Annotated in this window: 14 protein-coding genes; 5 read left to right on the plus strand and 9 right to left on the minus strand. The window is 62.9% G+C overall.

The genetic code is table 11. The annotated features are described in order from the left end of the window. Nucleotides 1–89 precede the first annotated feature (89 nt). The 3 genes from ACSHWJ_RS08155 to tkt all read right to left on the minus strand — a co-directional run bounded on the left by ACSHWJ_RS08155 (nucleotide 90) and on the right by tkt (nucleotide 4030). Nucleotides 90–782, minus strand: coding sequence for a hypothetical protein (locus tag ACSHWJ_RS08155; protein WP_432539611.1), 693 nt, complete (start codon nucleotides 780–782; stop codon nucleotides 90–92). 151 nt (nucleotides 783–933) lie between these two features. Further along, nucleotides 934–1998: a class II fructose-bisphosphate aldolase gene (gene fba / locus ACSHWJ_RS08160; protein WP_017364098.1), complete on the minus strand. Its 1065-nt coding sequence runs from the start codon at nucleotides 1996–1998 to the stop codon at nucleotides 934–936. Between the two features lie 19 nt (nucleotides 1999–2017). After that, on the minus strand, nucleotides 2018–4030 hold the full coding sequence (tkt, locus tag ACSHWJ_RS08165) for a transketolase (RefSeq protein WP_026597594.1): 2013 nt from the start codon (nucleotides 4028–4030) through the stop codon (nucleotides 2018–2020). Between the two features lie 225 nt (nucleotides 4031–4255). On the opposite strand from tkt, the gene ACSHWJ_RS08170 reads away from it, so the two are divergent. Then, a complete protein-coding gene (locus tag ACSHWJ_RS08170) occupies nucleotides 4256–5212 on the plus strand; it encodes a LysR family transcriptional regulator (RefSeq protein ID WP_010962227.1) in 957 nt (318 codons plus the stop codon). Nucleotides 5213–5221: 9 nt separating this feature from the next. On the opposite strand, the gene mnmE is transcribed toward ACSHWJ_RS08170, so the two are convergent. From mnmE to rpmH, 5 genes are read right to left on the minus strand one after another with little or no spacing between them, the layout of a single operon-like run. Next, nucleotides 5222–6568, minus strand: coding sequence for a tRNA uridine-5-carboxymethylaminomethyl(34) synthesis GTPase MnmE (gene mnmE, locus ACSHWJ_RS08175; RefSeq protein ID WP_432539613.1), 1347 nt, complete (start codon nucleotides 6566–6568; stop codon nucleotides 5222–5224). 13 nt (nucleotides 6569–6581) lie between these two features. Continuing rightward, nucleotides 6582–8219 (minus strand): membrane protein insertase YidC, encoded by a 1638-nt coding sequence (gene yidC, locus ACSHWJ_RS08180; RefSeq protein ID WP_010962225.1) that lies wholly within the window; start codon nucleotides 8217–8219, stop codon nucleotides 6582–6584. Then, nucleotides 8219–8446, minus strand: a complete 228-nt coding sequence (yidD, locus tag ACSHWJ_RS08185) for a membrane protein insertion efficiency factor YidD (RefSeq protein ID WP_010962224.1) — start codon at nucleotides 8444–8446, stop codon at nucleotides 8219–8221. The genes yidC and yidD overlap by 1 nt, the downstream gene beginning before the upstream one ends. Further along, nucleotides 8422–8808, minus strand: a complete 387-nt coding sequence (rnpA, locus tag ACSHWJ_RS08190; RefSeq protein ID WP_010962223.1) for a ribonuclease P protein component — start codon at nucleotides 8806–8808, stop codon at nucleotides 8422–8424. The genes yidD and rnpA overlap by 25 nt, the downstream gene beginning before the upstream one ends. Continuing rightward, nucleotides 8808–8942: a 50S ribosomal protein L34 gene (rpmH, locus tag ACSHWJ_RS08195; protein WP_010962222.1), complete on the minus strand. Its 135-nt coding sequence runs from the start codon at nucleotides 8940–8942 to the stop codon at nucleotides 8808–8810. The genes rnpA and rpmH overlap by 1 nt, the downstream gene beginning before the upstream one ends. Before the next feature lie 163 nt (nucleotides 8943–9105). Between rpmH and dnaA the strand changes: the two genes are divergently transcribed. The 4 genes from dnaA (at nucleotide 9106) to gyrB (ending at nucleotide 15254) form a co-directional block, all read left to right on the plus strand. Next, nucleotides 9106–10434 carry a chromosomal replication initiator protein DnaA gene (dnaA, locus tag ACSHWJ_RS08200; RefSeq protein ID WP_010962221.1) on the plus strand — a complete coding sequence of 443 codons (1329 nt, stop codon included), beginning with the start codon at nucleotides 9106–9108 and terminating at the stop codon, nucleotides 10432–10434. A gap of 31 nt (nucleotides 10435–10465) precedes the next feature. Beyond that, nucleotides 10466–11566: a DNA polymerase III subunit beta gene (dnaN, locus tag ACSHWJ_RS08205; RefSeq protein ID WP_432539614.1), complete on the plus strand. Its 1101-nt coding sequence runs from the start codon at nucleotides 10466–10468 to the stop codon at nucleotides 11564–11566. Between the two features lie 52 nt (nucleotides 11567–11618). Then, nucleotides 11619–12698 (plus strand): DNA replication/repair protein RecF, encoded by a 1080-nt coding sequence (recF, locus tag ACSHWJ_RS08210; protein ID WP_432539615.1) that lies wholly within the window; start codon nucleotides 11619–11621, stop codon nucleotides 12696–12698. 141 nt (nucleotides 12699–12839) lie between these two features. Then, nucleotides 12840–15254, plus strand: coding sequence for a DNA topoisomerase (ATP-hydrolyzing) subunit B (gene gyrB / locus ACSHWJ_RS08215; protein WP_432539616.1), 2415 nt, complete (start codon nucleotides 12840–12842; stop codon nucleotides 15252–15254). Nucleotides 15255–15295: 41 nt separating this feature from the next. On the opposite strand, the gene ACSHWJ_RS08220 is transcribed toward gyrB, so the two are convergent. Beyond that, nucleotides 15296–16255 carry a phage integrase N-terminal SAM-like domain-containing protein gene (locus ACSHWJ_RS08220; protein WP_432539617.1) on the minus strand — a complete coding sequence of 320 codons (960 nt, stop codon included), beginning with the start codon at nucleotides 16253–16255 and terminating at the stop codon, nucleotides 15296–15298. Between the last annotated feature and the right edge of the window lie 37 nt (nucleotides 16256–16292).

Here is a 16292-nt window from a genome sequence, read left to right on the forward strand (position 1 = left end):
GGAGTTATGGGGTATTGCTAAACGCACAATTTCCCAACTGTAAAGAGTGAGGGGGCCGCTGTCAATGCAGCCCCTCCCCTTTCGCAGGGTCAGCCGTTGAGGCTTTTCAGGTACTTGGTGACGCCGGTTTCGCCCGTGGCCACGACGGCGGGCTTGGGCAGGTTCTTGATGTACCTGGCGACACCGGTTTCGGCGGCGGCAGCCACTTCGGGCAGTGGCAGGTTCTTGAGGTAGCGGGCCACGCCGGTTTCGGCGGTGCGGACGGGTTCCGGCAGCGCCTTGAGGTATTTGGCGACACCGGTTTCGGGGCCGGTGGCGAGCCCTTGGGCCTGGAGGTATTTGGCGACGCCGGTGGCTGCCGGCGCCGGTGCGGCGGCGGGGGCGGCCGCGGCCGCTGCGGTGGTTGCGGCCGGGTGGGCGGTGGCCGGACGGCGGCTGCTCCAGAGCACGAAGCCGATGAGGGCGGCGACCACGCCGCCGAACAGGTAATAATCCGAGCCGGTGTCCGGGGCGGGTTTGGCGGGGCTGGACGGTGCGGCCTGGGGTTCGGGGGCGGCCTCGGTCTTGGCGGGGGCCGCCGGTGCCGGGCGGGCAGGCGCGGCGGGCGCGGCCTGGGGTTGGGCCGGCGGGGCGGCTTCGGGAGCCGCGGGCTTGCCGGTCAGGCTGGGATCCCGATAGATCACCGACGGCTTGAAGTCGGGCGGATAATCGGCGGCGCCCGCGAGCGGGGCGGCCAGCAGCAGGGCTGCGGACAGGATGTGGGTCGAGAACGGTTTCTTCACGTGGTTTCCCCCATAAGTCTGGTCAGTTGGGTACAAAAGCTCGGCGGGGCGGGTTGCGGGATCGCCCCCCTTGTTTTTCCAATTGCATCGCTTGCGTTCCGTTGCCGGACGCTTTCACGTCCGCCTCCCGGCGCCCGTTCGGCCCACCGCGCTAGCGGACGATCGGATCGAGTTTGCCCTGGGCATACGCCAAGCTCATGTCCTCCAGGCGCAGGGGCTTGATCTTGGCGGCCTGGCCGGCGGCGCCGAAGGCCTCGTAGCGGGCCCGGCAGATCGCGGTCATGGCGGTTTGCGCGGCCTTGTAGAGCTTGCGCGGGTCGAAGTTCTTCCTGTCCTCGACCATGAACCTGCGCATGGCGCCGTAGGAGGCGATGCGCAGGTCGGTATCGATGTTGACCTTGCGGACACCGTGGCGGATGCCCTCGACGATCTCCTCGACCGGCACGCCGTAGGTCTGGCCGATGTCGCCGCCGTAGTCGTTGATCATCTGCGCCCACTCCTCGGGGACCGAAGACGAGCCGTGCATCACCAGATGGATAGTGGGGATCCGCTGGTGGATCGCCTTGACTCGGTCGATCCGCAGCACCTGCCCGGTCGGTTTGCGGGTGAACTTGTAGGCGCCGTGGCTGGTGCCGATGGCGATCGCCAGGGCATCGACCTGGGTCTGGCGGACGAAATCCGCCGCCTCGTCCGGATCGGTCAGCAGCAGCGAGTGGTCCAGCTCCCCTTCCGCGCCGTGGCCGTCTTCCTTCCCTGCCCGGCCGGTTTCCAGCGAACCCAGGCAGCCGAGTTCGCCTTCCACCGATACCCCACAGGCATGCGCCATCTCGACCACCTTGCGGGTGGTCTCGACATTGTACGCATAGCTGGCCGGGGTTTTCATGTCCTCCAGCAGGGAGCCGTCCATCATCACCGAGCTGAAGCCGGATTGGATGGAGCGGATGCACACCGCCGGGGAGGCGCCGTGATCCTGATGCATGCACACCGGGATGTGCGGATACATCTCGATGGCGGCCTGCACCAGATGGCGCAGGAACGGCTCGCCGGCATAGGTCCTCGCGCCGGCCGAGCCCTGCAGGATCACCGGGGCGTCCACGGCCGAAGCCGCCTCCATGATGGCCTTGATCTGCTCCATGTTGTTGACGTTGAACGCCGGCAGGCCGTAGCCGTGCTCGGCGGCGTGGTCCAGCAGTTGGCGCAGGGAGATCAAAGCCATGGGGTGGTCTCGGGTGGGGTTAGAACAAGGCCTCGGCCTGGCCGACCACGTTGTCGACGGTGAAGCCGAAGGTCTTGAACAGCACGCCGGCCGGCGCGGATTCGCCGAAGCGGTCCAGGCCGATAACTTTGCCATGGCTGCCGACGTATTTCCACCAGCCGTCGCTGACACCGGCCTCGATGGCGAGGCGGCGGGTCACGGCGGGCGGCAGCACGCTGTCGCGGTACGCCGGCTCCTGGGCATCGAACACGTTGGTGGAGGCCATCGACACCACCCGCACCTGCCTGCCCTTGGCGGTCAGGGCCTCGGCCGCTTTCACCGCCAGCTCGACCTCCGAGCCGGTGGCCAGCAGGATGAGGTCGGGGGTGCCGGTGCAGTCGACCAGGACATAGCCGCCCTTGGCGATCGCGGCGATCTGCTCCGGCGTGCGGGGCATGTGCGGCAGGTTCTGGCGCGAGAAGATCAGGGCGGAGGGACCGTCCCGGCGCTCGATCGCGCACTTCCAGGCCACCGCCGATTCCACCGCGTCGCACGGCCGCCAGACCTGCATGTTGGGGATGAGGCGCAGGGTGGCGGTCTGCTCGACGGGCTGGTGGGTGGGGCCGTCCTCACCCAGGCCGATGGAGTCGTGGGTGTAGACGTAGATCACCGGGATCTTCATCAGGGCCGACATGCGCAGCGCGTTGCGGGCGTATTCGGAGAACATCAGGAAGGTCGCGCCGTAGGGCTTGAAGCCACCGTGCAGGGCGATGCCGTTCATGATGGCGGACATGCCGAATTCACGCACGCCGTAGTAGACGTAGTTGCCGTCGTGGCCGGGGGCGTTGACGTCCTTGCAGCCGGACCACAGGGTCAGGTTGGAGCCGGCGAGGTCGGCCGAGCCGCCCAGGATCTCCGGCAGCAGGGGCCCGAAGCCGTTGAGGGCGTTCTGGGAGGCCTTGCGGCTGGCGATGGTCTCGGCCTTCTCGTTCACCTGGGCCACGAAGGCGGCGGATTTCTCCGCCCAGTCGCGGGGCAATTCGCCGGCCATGCGGCGTTCGAACTCGGCGGCCAGCTCGGGGAATTCGCGGCGGTAGTTTTCGAAGCGGTCGTTCCACTCGCCTTCGGCCTTGGCGCCGGTCTCGCGCGCGCTCCAGGCCTCGTAGATGTCGGCCGGGATTTCGAAAGGCGGGTGCGACCAGCCGATGTTCTCGCGGGTCAAGGCGACCTCGTCGGTGCCGAGGGCGGCGCCGTGGCAGTCTTCCTTGCCCTGTTTGTTGGGCGAACCCCAGCCGATGATGGTCTGGCAGCAGATCAGCGACGGTTTGTCGGTGACCGCGCGGGCTTCCTCGATGGCCGCCTTCACGGCGTCCGGATCATGCCCGTCGACCTTGGGGATCACGTGCCAGCCGTAAGCCTCGAAGCGCCGGGGGGTATCGTCCATGAACCAGCCGGGCACGCCGCCATGGCCGCGCACTTCGCCGTCGATGGAGATGTTGTTGTCGTCGTAGAAGGCGATCAGCTTGCCCAGCTTCATGGAGCCGGCCAGCGAGCAGGCCTCGTGGGAGATGCCCTCCATCAGGCAGCCATCGCCCAGGAAGACGTAGGTGTAATGGTCGACGATGGTATGGCCGGGGCGGTTGAACTGGCCGGCGAGCGTGCGCTCGGCCAGGGCCATGCCGACGGCGTTGGTGATGCCCTGGCCCAGCGGACCCGTGGTGGTCTCCACCCCGGGGGTGTAGCCGTATTCGGGATGGCCGGGGGTTTTGGAGTGGAGCTGACGGAAGTTCTGCAGCTCCTCGATGGGCAGATCGTAGCCGGTCAGATGCAGCAGGGAATAGATCAGCATCGAGCCGTGGCCGTTGGACAGCACGAAGCGGTCGCGGTTGGGCCACTTCGGATTGGCCGGGTTGTGGCACAGGTAGTCGTTCCACAGCACCTCGGCAATGTCCGCCATCCCCATCGGCGCCCCGGGATGGCCCGAGTTGGCCTTCTGCACGGCATCCATGCTCAAGGCGCGTATGGCGTTGGCGAGTTCTCGTCGCGTCCTCATGTCGGTCTCCTCCAATGTTGTCTGCTCGCTGGGATGCGTGGAAAATTCTGAAACAATGTATTATCCCTCAGTAAATTCCATCTTGTCACGCCTCGAGGAACCGGCGCGGGGGGCGGGGCGCGCCGCGTTGAAACGGCCGGCGTGACTCGGGGCGCCTAATTTATTGGCAATCCAGGATAAGAGAAAATCAGTCTATATTAACAAAATAATAAATAAAAATTATCCATGAACATTACCCTCCGGCAGTTGAAGGTCTTCGAGCGGGTCGCGCGGCGGCTGAGTTTCACGCGCGCGGCGGAAGAGCTCTATCTGACGCAGCCCGCCGTTTCGATGCAGATCAAACAGTTCGAGGAGAGCATAGGGCTGCCATTGTTCGAGCGCTTGGGAAAAAAAATCTTCCTCACCCGTGCCGGCGAGGAGCTGTATCGATTGAGTCGGCAGATTTCGCTTCAGCTCGACGAGGCCGAGCAGCTCATCGAGGAGTTGAAAGGCATGGAAGGCGGGCGGCTGGTCGTCGCGGTGGCGAGTACGGTGCATTATTTCGCGATCCGGCTGCTGGCGGACTTCTGCAAGCGCTATCCGAAGGTGAGGGTGAATTTCAAGGTGACCAATCGCAAGGGGCTGCTGCAGATGCTCGACGACAACGAAGTGGATACGGTGCTGATGGGGCGTCCGCCGGATGACATGGACCTCGTGGCCGAGGCGTTCATGGACAATCCCTTGGTCATCATTGCGCCGACGGATCATCCCCGTGTAGGCGAAAAAGGCATACGTCTGGAGGACTTGCGCAATGAGACGTTCCTCATGCGCGAACAGGGGTCGGGCACCCGCAATGCGGTCGAGCGGTTCTTCGCCGAGCGGGGGGTGCGGGTGCTCGCCAGCATGGAAATGAACACCAACGGAGCCATCAAGCAGGGAGTCGAAGTCGGTCTGGGGCTGGGACTGGTCTCGATACATACGGTCGAACGCGAACTCGCCGACCGCCGGGTGGTGGTGCTGGACGTGGAAGCATTTCCGATCATGCGTCAGTGGTACATCGTGCATCGGGCGGGCAAGCGCTTGTCGGCGACGGCCACGGCGTTTGAGGAGTTCGTGCGAAGTGAGGCCCGGCGGTTCGTCGCGCCATTCAATGCAATCCTCGGCGCCGGGAAGGAGGCGGTGGTCGGAGCGATGGAATATTGAGGGGAGAGACTATTTGCCGAGACAGAAACTCGAAAATATCCGGTTCAGCAAGTCCTCATTGGTGAATTCGCCAGTGATCTCGCCCAGCGCTTTCTGGGCGGCGCGGAGTTCCTCGGCCAGGAGTTCGGCAGTCTTGGTGTGCAGGTAGAGGCGGGCGTTGGCCACGGCGGCGCGGGCTCTTCGGATGGCGTCCAGATGCCGTCGGCGGGCACTGAACACCCCTTCGGTGCCCTTCTTGTAACCCGCGCGACGGATGATTTCCTGCCTCAGCAGATCGACACCTTCGCCGGTGCGAGCGGAGAGATGGATCACGGTGGTTTCTCGTTCGACCGTCAGGGATGCCGGTGCCCTCGTCAGGTCGATCTTGTTGAAGATCCGGATGAGCGGGATGGTTTCCGGCAGGTCCGCCGGCAGGGCGTCGCCGGCTTCGGTGTGGCGGGCGTCGCAGACCAGCAGGATGCAGTCGGCGTTGGCGAGTGCATCCCGGGCGCGCCGGATGCCTTCGCGTTCGATCGGGTCTTCGCTGTCGCGCAGTCCCGCGGTGTCGACGATATGCAGGGGGAGACCGCCAACCTGCAGCGATTCGCGGAGGAGGTCGCGGGTGGTGCCGGGAATCTCGGTCACGATCGCCAAGTCGCGGCCGGCCAGGGCGTTGAGGAGGCTGGATTTGCCGACATTGGGACGTCCTGCGATCACCGTCGTGAGACCTTCGCGCAGCAATGCCCCTTGGTGCGCCTTGGTGTCGATGGTGTCGAGCTTGTCCAGTAGTCCGGTGATCTCATGGCCGAGAGTGGCGTCATCCAGCAGGTCGATGTCCTCGTCGCTGAAGTCGATGGCGGCTTCGACGTAGGTCCGGAGCCGGACGAGGCATTCCTGCAGGTGATGGATGTGAGCGGAAAACTCGCCCTGGAGCGAGCGCTGTGCAGAGCGGGCGCTTTCTTCCGTGCTGCTGTCGATGAGGTCGGCGATGGCTTCGGCCTGGGCGAGGTCCAGCTTTCCGTTCAGATAGGCGCGTTCGGAAAACTCCCCCGGTCGGGCGAGCCGGCATCCCAACTGCAGCGTACGTCGCAGCAGGAGGTCCAGGACCACTGGGCCGCCATGGCCGTGCAGTTCGAGGACGTTTTCGCCCGTGAACGAGCGGGGTGCGGGAAAATACAGTGCGATACCGCTGTCGATGGCGCGGCCGTCGGCGCCCAGGAAATGGCGGAACTCGGCGTAGCGGGGACGCGGCGGGCGGTCGAGCAGGGCGTCGAGAACCGGTCCGAGATTGCTGCCGGAAATGCGGACGATGCCGACGCCTCCCTTCCCGGGCGGCGTGGCGATCGCGGTTATGGTGTCTTGATCGGGGGCTGCCATCGCCGGGCGAGGACTAGGCCCTGGCGGTGTTTTTCTCGATCTGGCGGGTGATGTACCACTGTTGGATGATCGAGAGAATGTTGTTGACCACCCAGTACAGCACCAGCCCCGAGGGGAAGAAGAGGAAGAACACCGTGAAGACCAGTGGAAAGAACTGCATCACCCGTGCCTGGATCGGGTCGGTAGGCGGCGGGTTCAGGCGCTGCTGGATGAACATGGAAACACCCATGATGAGCGGCAGGACGAAGTACGGGTCTTTGGACGAAAGATCGTCCAGCCAGAGCAGGAACGGCGCTTGGCGCAGATCCACGCTTTCGACCAGCACCCAGTACAGCGAGATGAATACCGGGATCTGAACCAGGATCGGGAGGCAGCCGCCGAGTGGGTTGACCTTCTCCTTGCGGTAGAGTTCCATCATCGCCTGGTTGTAGCGCTGGCGATCCTCGCCATAGCGCTCCTTCAATTCCACCAGCTTGGGTTGCAGCTTCCGCATGTTGGCCATGGAACGGTAGCTGGCTTCGGAGAGCTTGAAGAACAGCGCCTTGATGACCAGTGTCACGAAAATGATGGCCCAGCCCCAGTTGTTGAAAAAGCCGTGGAATGTTTCCAGCAGCCAGTAGATGGGCTTGGCGATGACGGTCAGGATGCCGAAGTCGGCGGTCAGCTCGAGGCCGGGGGCAATGCCTTCCAGCACGTGCTGCAGCTTGGGGCCGGCGAACAGCCGGGCTTTGAGTGTCTGGCTGCTGCCTGCCGGGACCTCGGCCGGGGGCGAGTAGGCGCCGATCACGAAAACGCGGTCGGCCAGCGCCTTGGTGTAGAAGGTCGATTCGTCTTCCGCGGGAGGAACCCAGGCGGCGAGGAAGTAATGCTGGATCATGGCGATCCAGCCCTGGCGGGATTTCGCGTCCAGGTTGCCGCTCGCCATGTCCTTGAAGGCGATCTTCTCGTAGCTTTTGTCCTCAGTGTGCAGGACACCGCCGGTGTAGGTACGGATGAATTGAGAGTCTTCCTGCGCACTGGTTGGTTCCTTGCGCTGGAGTTGCATGTACTGGCGGCCCGTCCAGTTGGTGTTCGAGCGGTTGTCGATCGTCTGTTCCATGTCGATCAGATAGCTGCCGCGCCGGAGGATGTATGTCTTGGTCACCGTCACGCCCTGGCCGTCGCTCCAGGTGAGGGGTACGCGTAGGATGTCCTGGCCATCTTGTAGGCGGTACTCGCCGGCTTCGGCCTGCCAGAGGCTGTGATGGTTGGGGACCTGCTGGGCGGCACCGATGAAGCCGCTCTGGGCGACGAAGATGTCGCCCTGGTCGGTCAGGAGGCGCACGGGCCGGTCCGGCTGCTCCTTGCTGACGGGGTAGTTGAGCAGGTCGAGTTGGCGCAGGTCGCCACCGCGGGTGTCGATTTCGAGGCTGAGGACGTCGGTGTGGACCCGGATGCGCCGACTGCCTTCCTGCGTCGGTGCTTCAGTGTGCACCGTTACGTCGCTCTCGTCGTCGCTGGGCCGTTGCGGCAGATCGCCTGCCGGGCGGGAGGCGCCGTCGGTCTGGGCCACGGCTTGGGGCTTCGGGCCGTAGTCGATCTGCCACTGCTCCCATAGCAGGAAGCTCAGGAATATGAAAAAGACGAAAAGCACAAACCGTAGGTTATCCATTATTGTTTTCCAAGTTTTTCCGGGACCGGATCGATGCCGCCAGGATGCCAGGGGTGGCATCTCATGAGCCGCCGTATTGTAAGGTATGCTCCGCGCATCGCGCCAAAGCGTCCGATGGCGTCCATGGCATAGTTCGAGCAAGTGGGGAAGAAACGGCAGTGATGGCCGAGCCAGGGGCTGAGCAGGTATTGGTAGAGCCTGATCAGGGTGATGAGGAGCCGCTGCATCGTCGGGTCAGTATGAGCCAGTGTTTTTCCAGGGCGCGCAGCAGGACGGCGGAATTCACGCTGGTTGCCGGGGTGCGGGCCATGACGACATAATCGATGGTGCCGAGCTGTGCCTGGCGAAGACGGAACGATTCGCGAACCAGTCGCTTGATCCGGTTGCGATCGACCGCTTTTCGAATCTGCTTCCGGGAGAGCGCCAAGCCCAACCGTGGATGGGCCAGGCTGTTGGGGCGGGCCAGCACCGTGAGCCACGAATCCGAGGAGCGGCAGGCGTCTTCGAATACGAAACGGAACTCGACGGGGCTGGCCAATCGGTGGGATCTGGGAAACCCGTACCCTTGGCCGGGAACGGGCCGTTCCATCAGACCGAGAGCTTTCTGCGCCCTTTCGCGCGCCGGGCGCTGAGGACGGCGCGGCCGCCGCGGGTCTTCATGCGGGCGCGGAAGCCGTGGGTGCGCACGCGCTTGATCTTGCTTGGTTGATAGGTTCTTTTCATGATCGGTCCTGCTTGATGCCGAGCAGCGGCAAAAAGAAAAAGAGCGCAACTATAAGATGTGGTACGTTCGCCGTCAAGAATCTGGTAAGGGGCCATTTTCCGGTAGAATAACCCCCCCTTCCGGGGCGGCCCGCCCCTACCAGTTTCCCTAAGGATATCCCCGATGAGCGTGCTTTGGAGTCATTGCATCAGCAAGCTTGAAGGCGAACTTCCTCCGCAACAGTTCAACACCTGGATCAGGCCGTTGCAGGCGGTGGAGGACGGCGGGGAGTTGCGTCTTCTGGCGCCGAACCGGTTCGTTCTCGACTGGGTGAAGCAGCATTTCATCGGTAAGATCGAGGAGGTCGTGTCCGAGCAGAACCGCGACTCCGCCCCCAACGTCGTGCTGGAGATCGGTTCGCGCGCCGCCGAGGCGGCCCAGATGAGGTCGGCGAATCCCCCCCGCAAGACCGCTCCGGCACGCAAACAGGTGCCTAACAACCTGAACAGCGCCTTCATTTTCGGTAATTTCGTCGAAGGCAAGTCCAACCAGCTGGCGAAGGCTGCCTCGCTGCAGGTGGCGCAGAACGTGGGGCGCGCCTACAATCCGCTGTTCATTTACGGTGGCGTCGGTCTGGGTAAGACCCATTTGATGCACGCCATCGGCAACGAAATTCTCCGCGGAAATCCGGCGGCCAACATCGTTTATCTGCATTCCGAGCGCTTCGTTTCCGATATGGTGAAGGCGCTGCAGCATAATGCGATCAACGCCTTCAAGGAGTTTTACCGTACCGTCGATGCCCTGCTGATCGACGACATCCAGTTTTTCGCAGGCAAGGAACGCTCGCAGGAGGAGTTTTTCCACACATTCAACACCCTGCTGGAAAACAAGCATCAGGTGGTGCTTACCTGTGACCGCTACCCCAAAGAGATCAAGGGCCTGGAAGAGCGGCTCAAATCGCGGTTTGGCTGGGGATTGCCGGTGGCCATCGAACCGCCCGATCTGGAGACGCGGGTCGCCATTCTCATGAGCAAGGCCCAGCAGTCCGGCATCGACCTGTCGCCGGAAGTGGCATTTTTCATCGGCAAGCGTATTCGCTCCAATATCCGTGAGCTGGAGGGCGCGCTTCGTCGCGTCATCGCCAACGCGCAGTTCACCGGGCGGCCGATCACCCTGGAGTTTGCCAAGGAGGCCTTGCGCGACCTGATCGCGCTGCAGGACCGGATGATCAACGTGGAAAACATCCAGAAAACGGTCTCGGAGTATTTCAAGATCCGTCAGGCCGACCTGTTGTCGAACAAACGCACGCGTTCGCTCACCCGGCCACGCCAGATCGCCATGGCTTTGTCCAAGGAGCTGACCAGCCATAGCCTGCCGGAGATCGGTCAGATGTTCGGTGGGCGGGATCACACCACGGTGCTGCATGCCTGCCGGAAAGTACAGGAGCTCAAGGAGAGCGATGCCAGATTCATGGAGGATTTTTCCAATCTTCTGCGTATTCTCTCCAACTGACACCCCGTTTCTTTCGCCAAGGGCTCGAGCCATGAAATTCCGTATCTTGCGGGAAGATTTGTTATTGCCGCTGCAGCAGGTCATCGGTGTCATCGAGCGGCGCCAGACGCTGCCGATCCTTTCGAACGTGCTGATCGAGGTGGAGGCCGGACGGATGGAACTGGCCGGGACCGATCTGGAGGTTCAGCTGGTTGCAAATACCGACATGGAAGGTAAGGAATCCGGGCGTTTCACCGTGCCTGCGCGCAAACTTATGGACATCTGCAGGCTCCTGCCGGAGGGTGGGGAGCTAGCATTCGACGTGAAGTCGGAGCGAGTATCGCTGCAATGCGGCAAGAGCCGTTTCATTTTGGGTGCACTGCCGGCGGAGAACTATCCCAACTTCGAGCATGGCGATCCGGAGGCGGTGTTCGACTGCGAGGCGCAGTTGCTGCGGCGGGCCATCGAGAAGACGGCTTTCGCCATGGCTCAGCAGGACGTGCGCTATTATCTGAATGGTCTGCTCCTGGAAATCCGGCAGGGTCGGATACGGGCTGTGGCGTCCGATGGCCATCGGCTGGCGCTGTTCGAGGAGGCGGTGGACGGAATGCCGGACGTCGCCAGGCAGATCATCATTCCCCGAAAGGGGGTTCTGGAGCTGGGGCGTCTTCTGGCTCGCGTGGAAGGCTCGGCGAACGTGCGGATATCGGCGAATAACGTCAGGATCCTGTTCGGCACATTCAGTTTCGCCGTGAAGCTGGTCGAGGGTCGATATCCGGATTATGAGCGTGTGATTCCAAAGACGGCTTGCCGGGTCGTCGTGGTCGACCGCCATGAACTGCGCGGTGCACTGACGCGGGTCGCCGTGCTGTCCAACGAGAAGTTCAAGGGCGTCAGCCTGGAAATCGGAGAGGGGCTCATCCGTCTCAGGGCGCAGAATCCAGAGCATGAAGAGGCGGAAGACGAGGTGCCTGCCGACGTGTCCGGCGAGGCCTTCGCGGTGGGTTTCAATGCCTCCTATCTGCTCGATGCGATCAACGCGGTGGCTTCGGATGCGGTGCGCATGTCCTTTACCGATGCCAATGGCAGTTGCCTGATAGAAGATTTGTCGGATTCCAGGTACCGCTTCATTGTGATGCCGATGCGTCTCTGATGCCGGAATATCCGGCCTTGAGGAGCAAAGGAGTCGGAACCGCCGGCACCGTATGGCGCTGCTGAAGCTCGACATTGCCGATGTCCGCAATATCGAATCCGCCAGCCTGAGTCCCGGCGAGGGGCTCAATCTGCTGTTCGGAGCCAACGGCAGCGGCAAGACTTCGCTGCTTGAGGCGATTTATCTTCTCAGTCGGGGCAAATCCTTTCGCTCCCCGCAGTCCGGCCGGATCATCCGTTTCGATCGGCCGTGTCTTACGGTTTCCGGTAGTATCGGGCGGCCGGGAGCGGGTATTGCGGTGGGCGTTCGCCTCGGTCGCAGCGAGAAGGAAGTCCGTGTCGGGGGGCGGAGCTGTGATTCCAGTGCGCAATTGATCCGCCTTTTTCCTGCTGTCTTGATCCATCCTGCCAGCGTTGCACTGCTCGAGGGGCCGCCTCGATGGCGAAGGCAGATGCTCGATTGGGGGGTGTTCCACGTGGAACAGGGCTATCTCGATCTGCTGCGCCGCTTTTCGCGCACACTCGAGCAGCGCAATGCGGTGCTCCGGGGCGAGGCGCCTGGCTCGAGTCTGGCGGCATGGTCAGGAGAGCTGGCACGATGGGGTACAATGATCGCCGAACTGCGATCGTCCTACCTCGATCGGATTCGGATGCATTTCGTGGAAATGGTGTCCGCATTGCTCGGCCGGACGGATGTCGAACTGGTGGTTCGTCCGGGGTGGAGAGCGGGATGGTCCTATGCGGACGCCCTCGCCGCATCCCAGCCGACGGACCGGCGGTTGGGCTATACGGAGCCGGGCCCCCAAAAAGGGGATTTCGCGGTGCTGGTCGGGGGGCGGCCGGCCAGGGACTATTTGTCGCGGGGCCAGCTGAAGCTCCTGACCTATGCGCTTTTGCTGGCGCAAGCCGGCCTGCTGGAAGCGGATCAGCCGGGTCGGGTCTGCCTTCTGGTCGATGACATTGCTTCGGAACTGGATTCCCGCAACCAGGAGCGGCTGCTGAGCCTGGTCAAGTCGACCGGCTTGCAGTCCTTCGTTACTTTTTCCGGCGCCACTCAGGGGGTGGCGGCCGTGGTCGGCCGGACCGCCAGGGTGTTCCACGTGGAACAAGGTCGCATCCGCACTGGCTCATGAGAATGAGACGATCCCGGCGACCCGCTTTCCCGCTTTACGAAAGCGACCTTCACGCCATGCTCGTTTCCCCTCGCCCCGCCCGCTCCCAAGGGAGCGGGTGAGCAAGGTTGAGCGACTTTCACGATTAAATGACTCAATCGAATGACTACCAAGCCTAACGAATACGACAGCTCCCACATCAAGATTCTCAAAGGGCTCGACGCGGTGCGCAAGCGTCCGGGCATGTACATCGGCGACACCGATGACGGGACGGGGTTGCATCACATGGTCTTCGAGGTCGTGGACAACTCGATCGACGAAGCCATGGCCGGCTACTGCAAACGTATCTGCGTGACGGTCCACGAGGATGAATCGGTCACGGTCTCCGATGATGGTCGCGGCATTCCTGTCGATATCCATCCCGAAGAGGGGCGTTCGGCCGCCGAAGTGATCATGACCGTGCTCCATGCCGGGGGCAAGTTCGACGACAACGCATACAAGGTGTCGGGAGGGTTGCACGGCGTGGGCGTTTCCGTGGTCAACGCATTGTCCGAAAGGCTCTGGCTGGAGATCTGCCGGGGGGGGAGGCGTTACCGGCAGGAATATCGGGACGGGGAGCCTCTGGCGCCCTTGGCGGAGGTCGGGCCGGCCGATACGACGGGAACGACGGTGCGGTTCAAGCCCAGTCCCCAGATTTTTTCCAATATAGAGTTTCACTACGAGATCCTTGCCAAGCGCCTGAGAGAGCTGTCCTTCCTCAATTCCGGCGTGCGGATCGAGCTGGAGGATAAGCGCAGTGGAAAGAACGAGGTGTTCGAGTTCGAGGGCGGCATCCGGGCTTTCGTCGAGCACCTGAACAAGAACAAGACACCGCTGTTCGACAAGGTATTCCATCTCCAGGCTGAACGGGATGGCGTCGGCGTCGAGATCGCCATGCAGTGGAACGATTCTTATCAGGAAAACGTTTTCTGCTACACCAACAACATTCCCCAGCGCGACGGGGGGACGCATCTGGCCGGTTTCCGCGCCGCCCTCACACGTACCGTAAACCAGTACATCGAAGAACAGGGGCTGCTGAAGAAGCAGAAGGTCGCCACCGTCGGCGACGATGCCCGCGAAGGACTGACTGCGGTGTTGTCGGTGAAGGTGCCGGACCCCAAGTTCTCTTCCCAGACCAAAGAAAAACTGGTGTCATCGGAAGTGAAATCCGTGGTCGAATCGGTCATGGCGGAGAAGCTGAACGACTTCCTGCTGGAGAATCCGTCGATTGCCCGGACCATTGCCAACAAGGTCGTCGATGCGGCCCGCGCCCGGGAGGCGGCCCGGAAGGCCAGGGAAATGACACGCCGCAAGTCCGCGCTGGATATCGCGGGTCTGCCAGGCAAGCTGGCGGACTGCCAGGAGAAGGACCCGGCACTTTCTGAGCTGTTCATCGTCGAGGGCGATTCCGCCGGCGGTTCCGCCAAACAGGGACGTGACCGGCGCAGCCAGGCCATTCTTCCGCTCAAAGGCAAGATCCTGAACGTCGAACGGGCGCGGTTCGACAAGATGCTGTCGTCGGAAGAAGTCGGAACTCTCATCACCGCCTTGGGGTGCGGCATCGGCCGGGAGGAATACAACCCGGACAAGCTGCGCTACCACCGCATCATCATCATGACCGATGCCGACGTCGACGGTTCGCACATACGCACTCTCCTCCTGACCTTTTTCTACCGCCAGATGCCGGAGCTGGTCGACCGCGGCCATGTCTACATCGCACAGCCACCCCTTTACAAGGTCAAGAAAGGGCGCCAGGAGCACTATGTCAAGGACGACGCCGAACTCAACGAATACCTGCTGCAGCTCGCCATAGACAAGACCCGGCTGGTCGTCGACGACCAGTCCCCACCCATCCAGGGGCAAGGGCTGGAAAAGCTGTCGCACGAGTACCTGCACGTCAGGAAGCTGATCGGCCGACTTGCCCACCGCTATGATGAGGCCTTCCTCGAGGCACTGACGGTGTTGCCGCCTCTGTCCGCCGCAGAGCTCGAAGATGAAGCCCTGCGCCGCGAATGGTTCGCGGAGGTCGAGCGGATCCTGAATGCAGAAGGGCCGGCGCACTATGTCGTCGCGGTCCGGTCCGGGGACGCTCCGGGAGACTTCACGGTGCAGGTGGACCGCCGTCTGCACGGGGTCGAGCGGACTTTTGAAGTCGGAGCGGGATTCTTCGGTGGCAATGACTATGCCGTATTGAGTGCCTTCGGCCAGCGTGTGGCGGGTTTGTTCGGCGACACCAGCACAGTCTGTTTCAACGACGAACGCCGGCCGGTGCGGTCATTCAAGGAGTTGTTTGACTGGATGCTGACTGAGGCCAAGAAGGGACAGCACATTCAGCGCTACAAGGGATTGGGGGAGATGAATCCGGAACAGCTTTGGGAAACGACCCTGGATGCCAACACGCGTCGCCTGCTGCAGGTCCGCATCGAGGATGCCATCGCTGCCGACGAGGTGTTCACCACCCTGATGGGGGATCAGGTCGAGCCGCGGCGAGAGTTCATCGAGCGCAACGCGCTGCAGGTGGCGAATCTGGACGTGTAGTGCAGGCGTGCCCCGCCGCCCCTCGGGGGCGGGGCGGCTCTTCACTTGAGCCCGGTGGGGCCGGGGCCGACGTAGGCACTGAACTTGATTCCGTAATCCAGCCTGGCGAGAGAATTGAGCAAAGTCTCCGGTTGGGTCTGCCACAGGGGTTCTCTCGTCGCGCCGGCGCTCTTGCGTTCCATGTGCCCGAGCAGGGCATTGATATGGAGTTCCGGAGCACCGGCCAGTCTCAGGTAATGCTGAAAAGTCGCGCGGAAAGCCTCGGTTCGCCGCCCGCTCCGTTTCAGGCCATGTCGTTCCAGGTGTCTGCTCAGCCACATCCCCATATTCTGTCCTTTGCTGCCCAGCCGGGGGATGATCAGGCCCGGCCACAGCGTGTCGAGGCCGTCGAGTCCGTCGACGTAGGCCAAAAGACCCAGCTCGATCAGTTTGGGGTGCACCGGTACCCGGCGTTCGGATTTTCCCCGGGCGGTCGACGCCACGAACCGGAACGCCGGAATCCGCTCGCCGATCAGGGTGATGTCCTTGGGTTCGAGCTGGCAGATTTCGCCGATGCGTGCGCCGGTGTGCAGCTGAATCAGAGGAACCCAGTATTTATAGGGGGTGTCGAAATCGGCAGCGGTCTCTTCGCCTTCGAAAAAAGCCCGCAACTGTTCCAGGGTCAACGGCTTGTCTGCCGGCTGCTGGCGCTGCTCCGCCGCCACCGTGCCCGTCGGCAATTTGCAGCCGCTGCAGGGATTCTCCATCAGGCCTGGGTGCCCCTGAGCGAGCGCCCAGTTGAACAAAGCGGAGAGGGAGCTGAGGTGGCCGTTGACCGTGGAAGCGGAGAGGCGCCGCCTTTCTGACAGTTCTTTCGCGAAGGCCGTGACGTCGGCGCTCAGGTATTCCGGGAGCGGCCTGTCGCCGGCGATCTCGATGAAACGCAGCAGATGGTTTTCCGCCTGCCGCAGCCTTTCGAACCGGACTTTCCCATGCTGGTCCCGGATGTATTCCCGGATCATGGGGAACATCGTAGGGGTGCCGCCGTGCCGCCGTCGC

Source organism: Methylococcus sp. S1M (assembly GCF_051295855.1).
In the GTDB taxonomy this organism is placed as follows: Bacteria; Pseudomonadota; Gammaproteobacteria; order Methylococcales; family Methylococcaceae; genus Methylococcus; species Methylococcus capsulatus.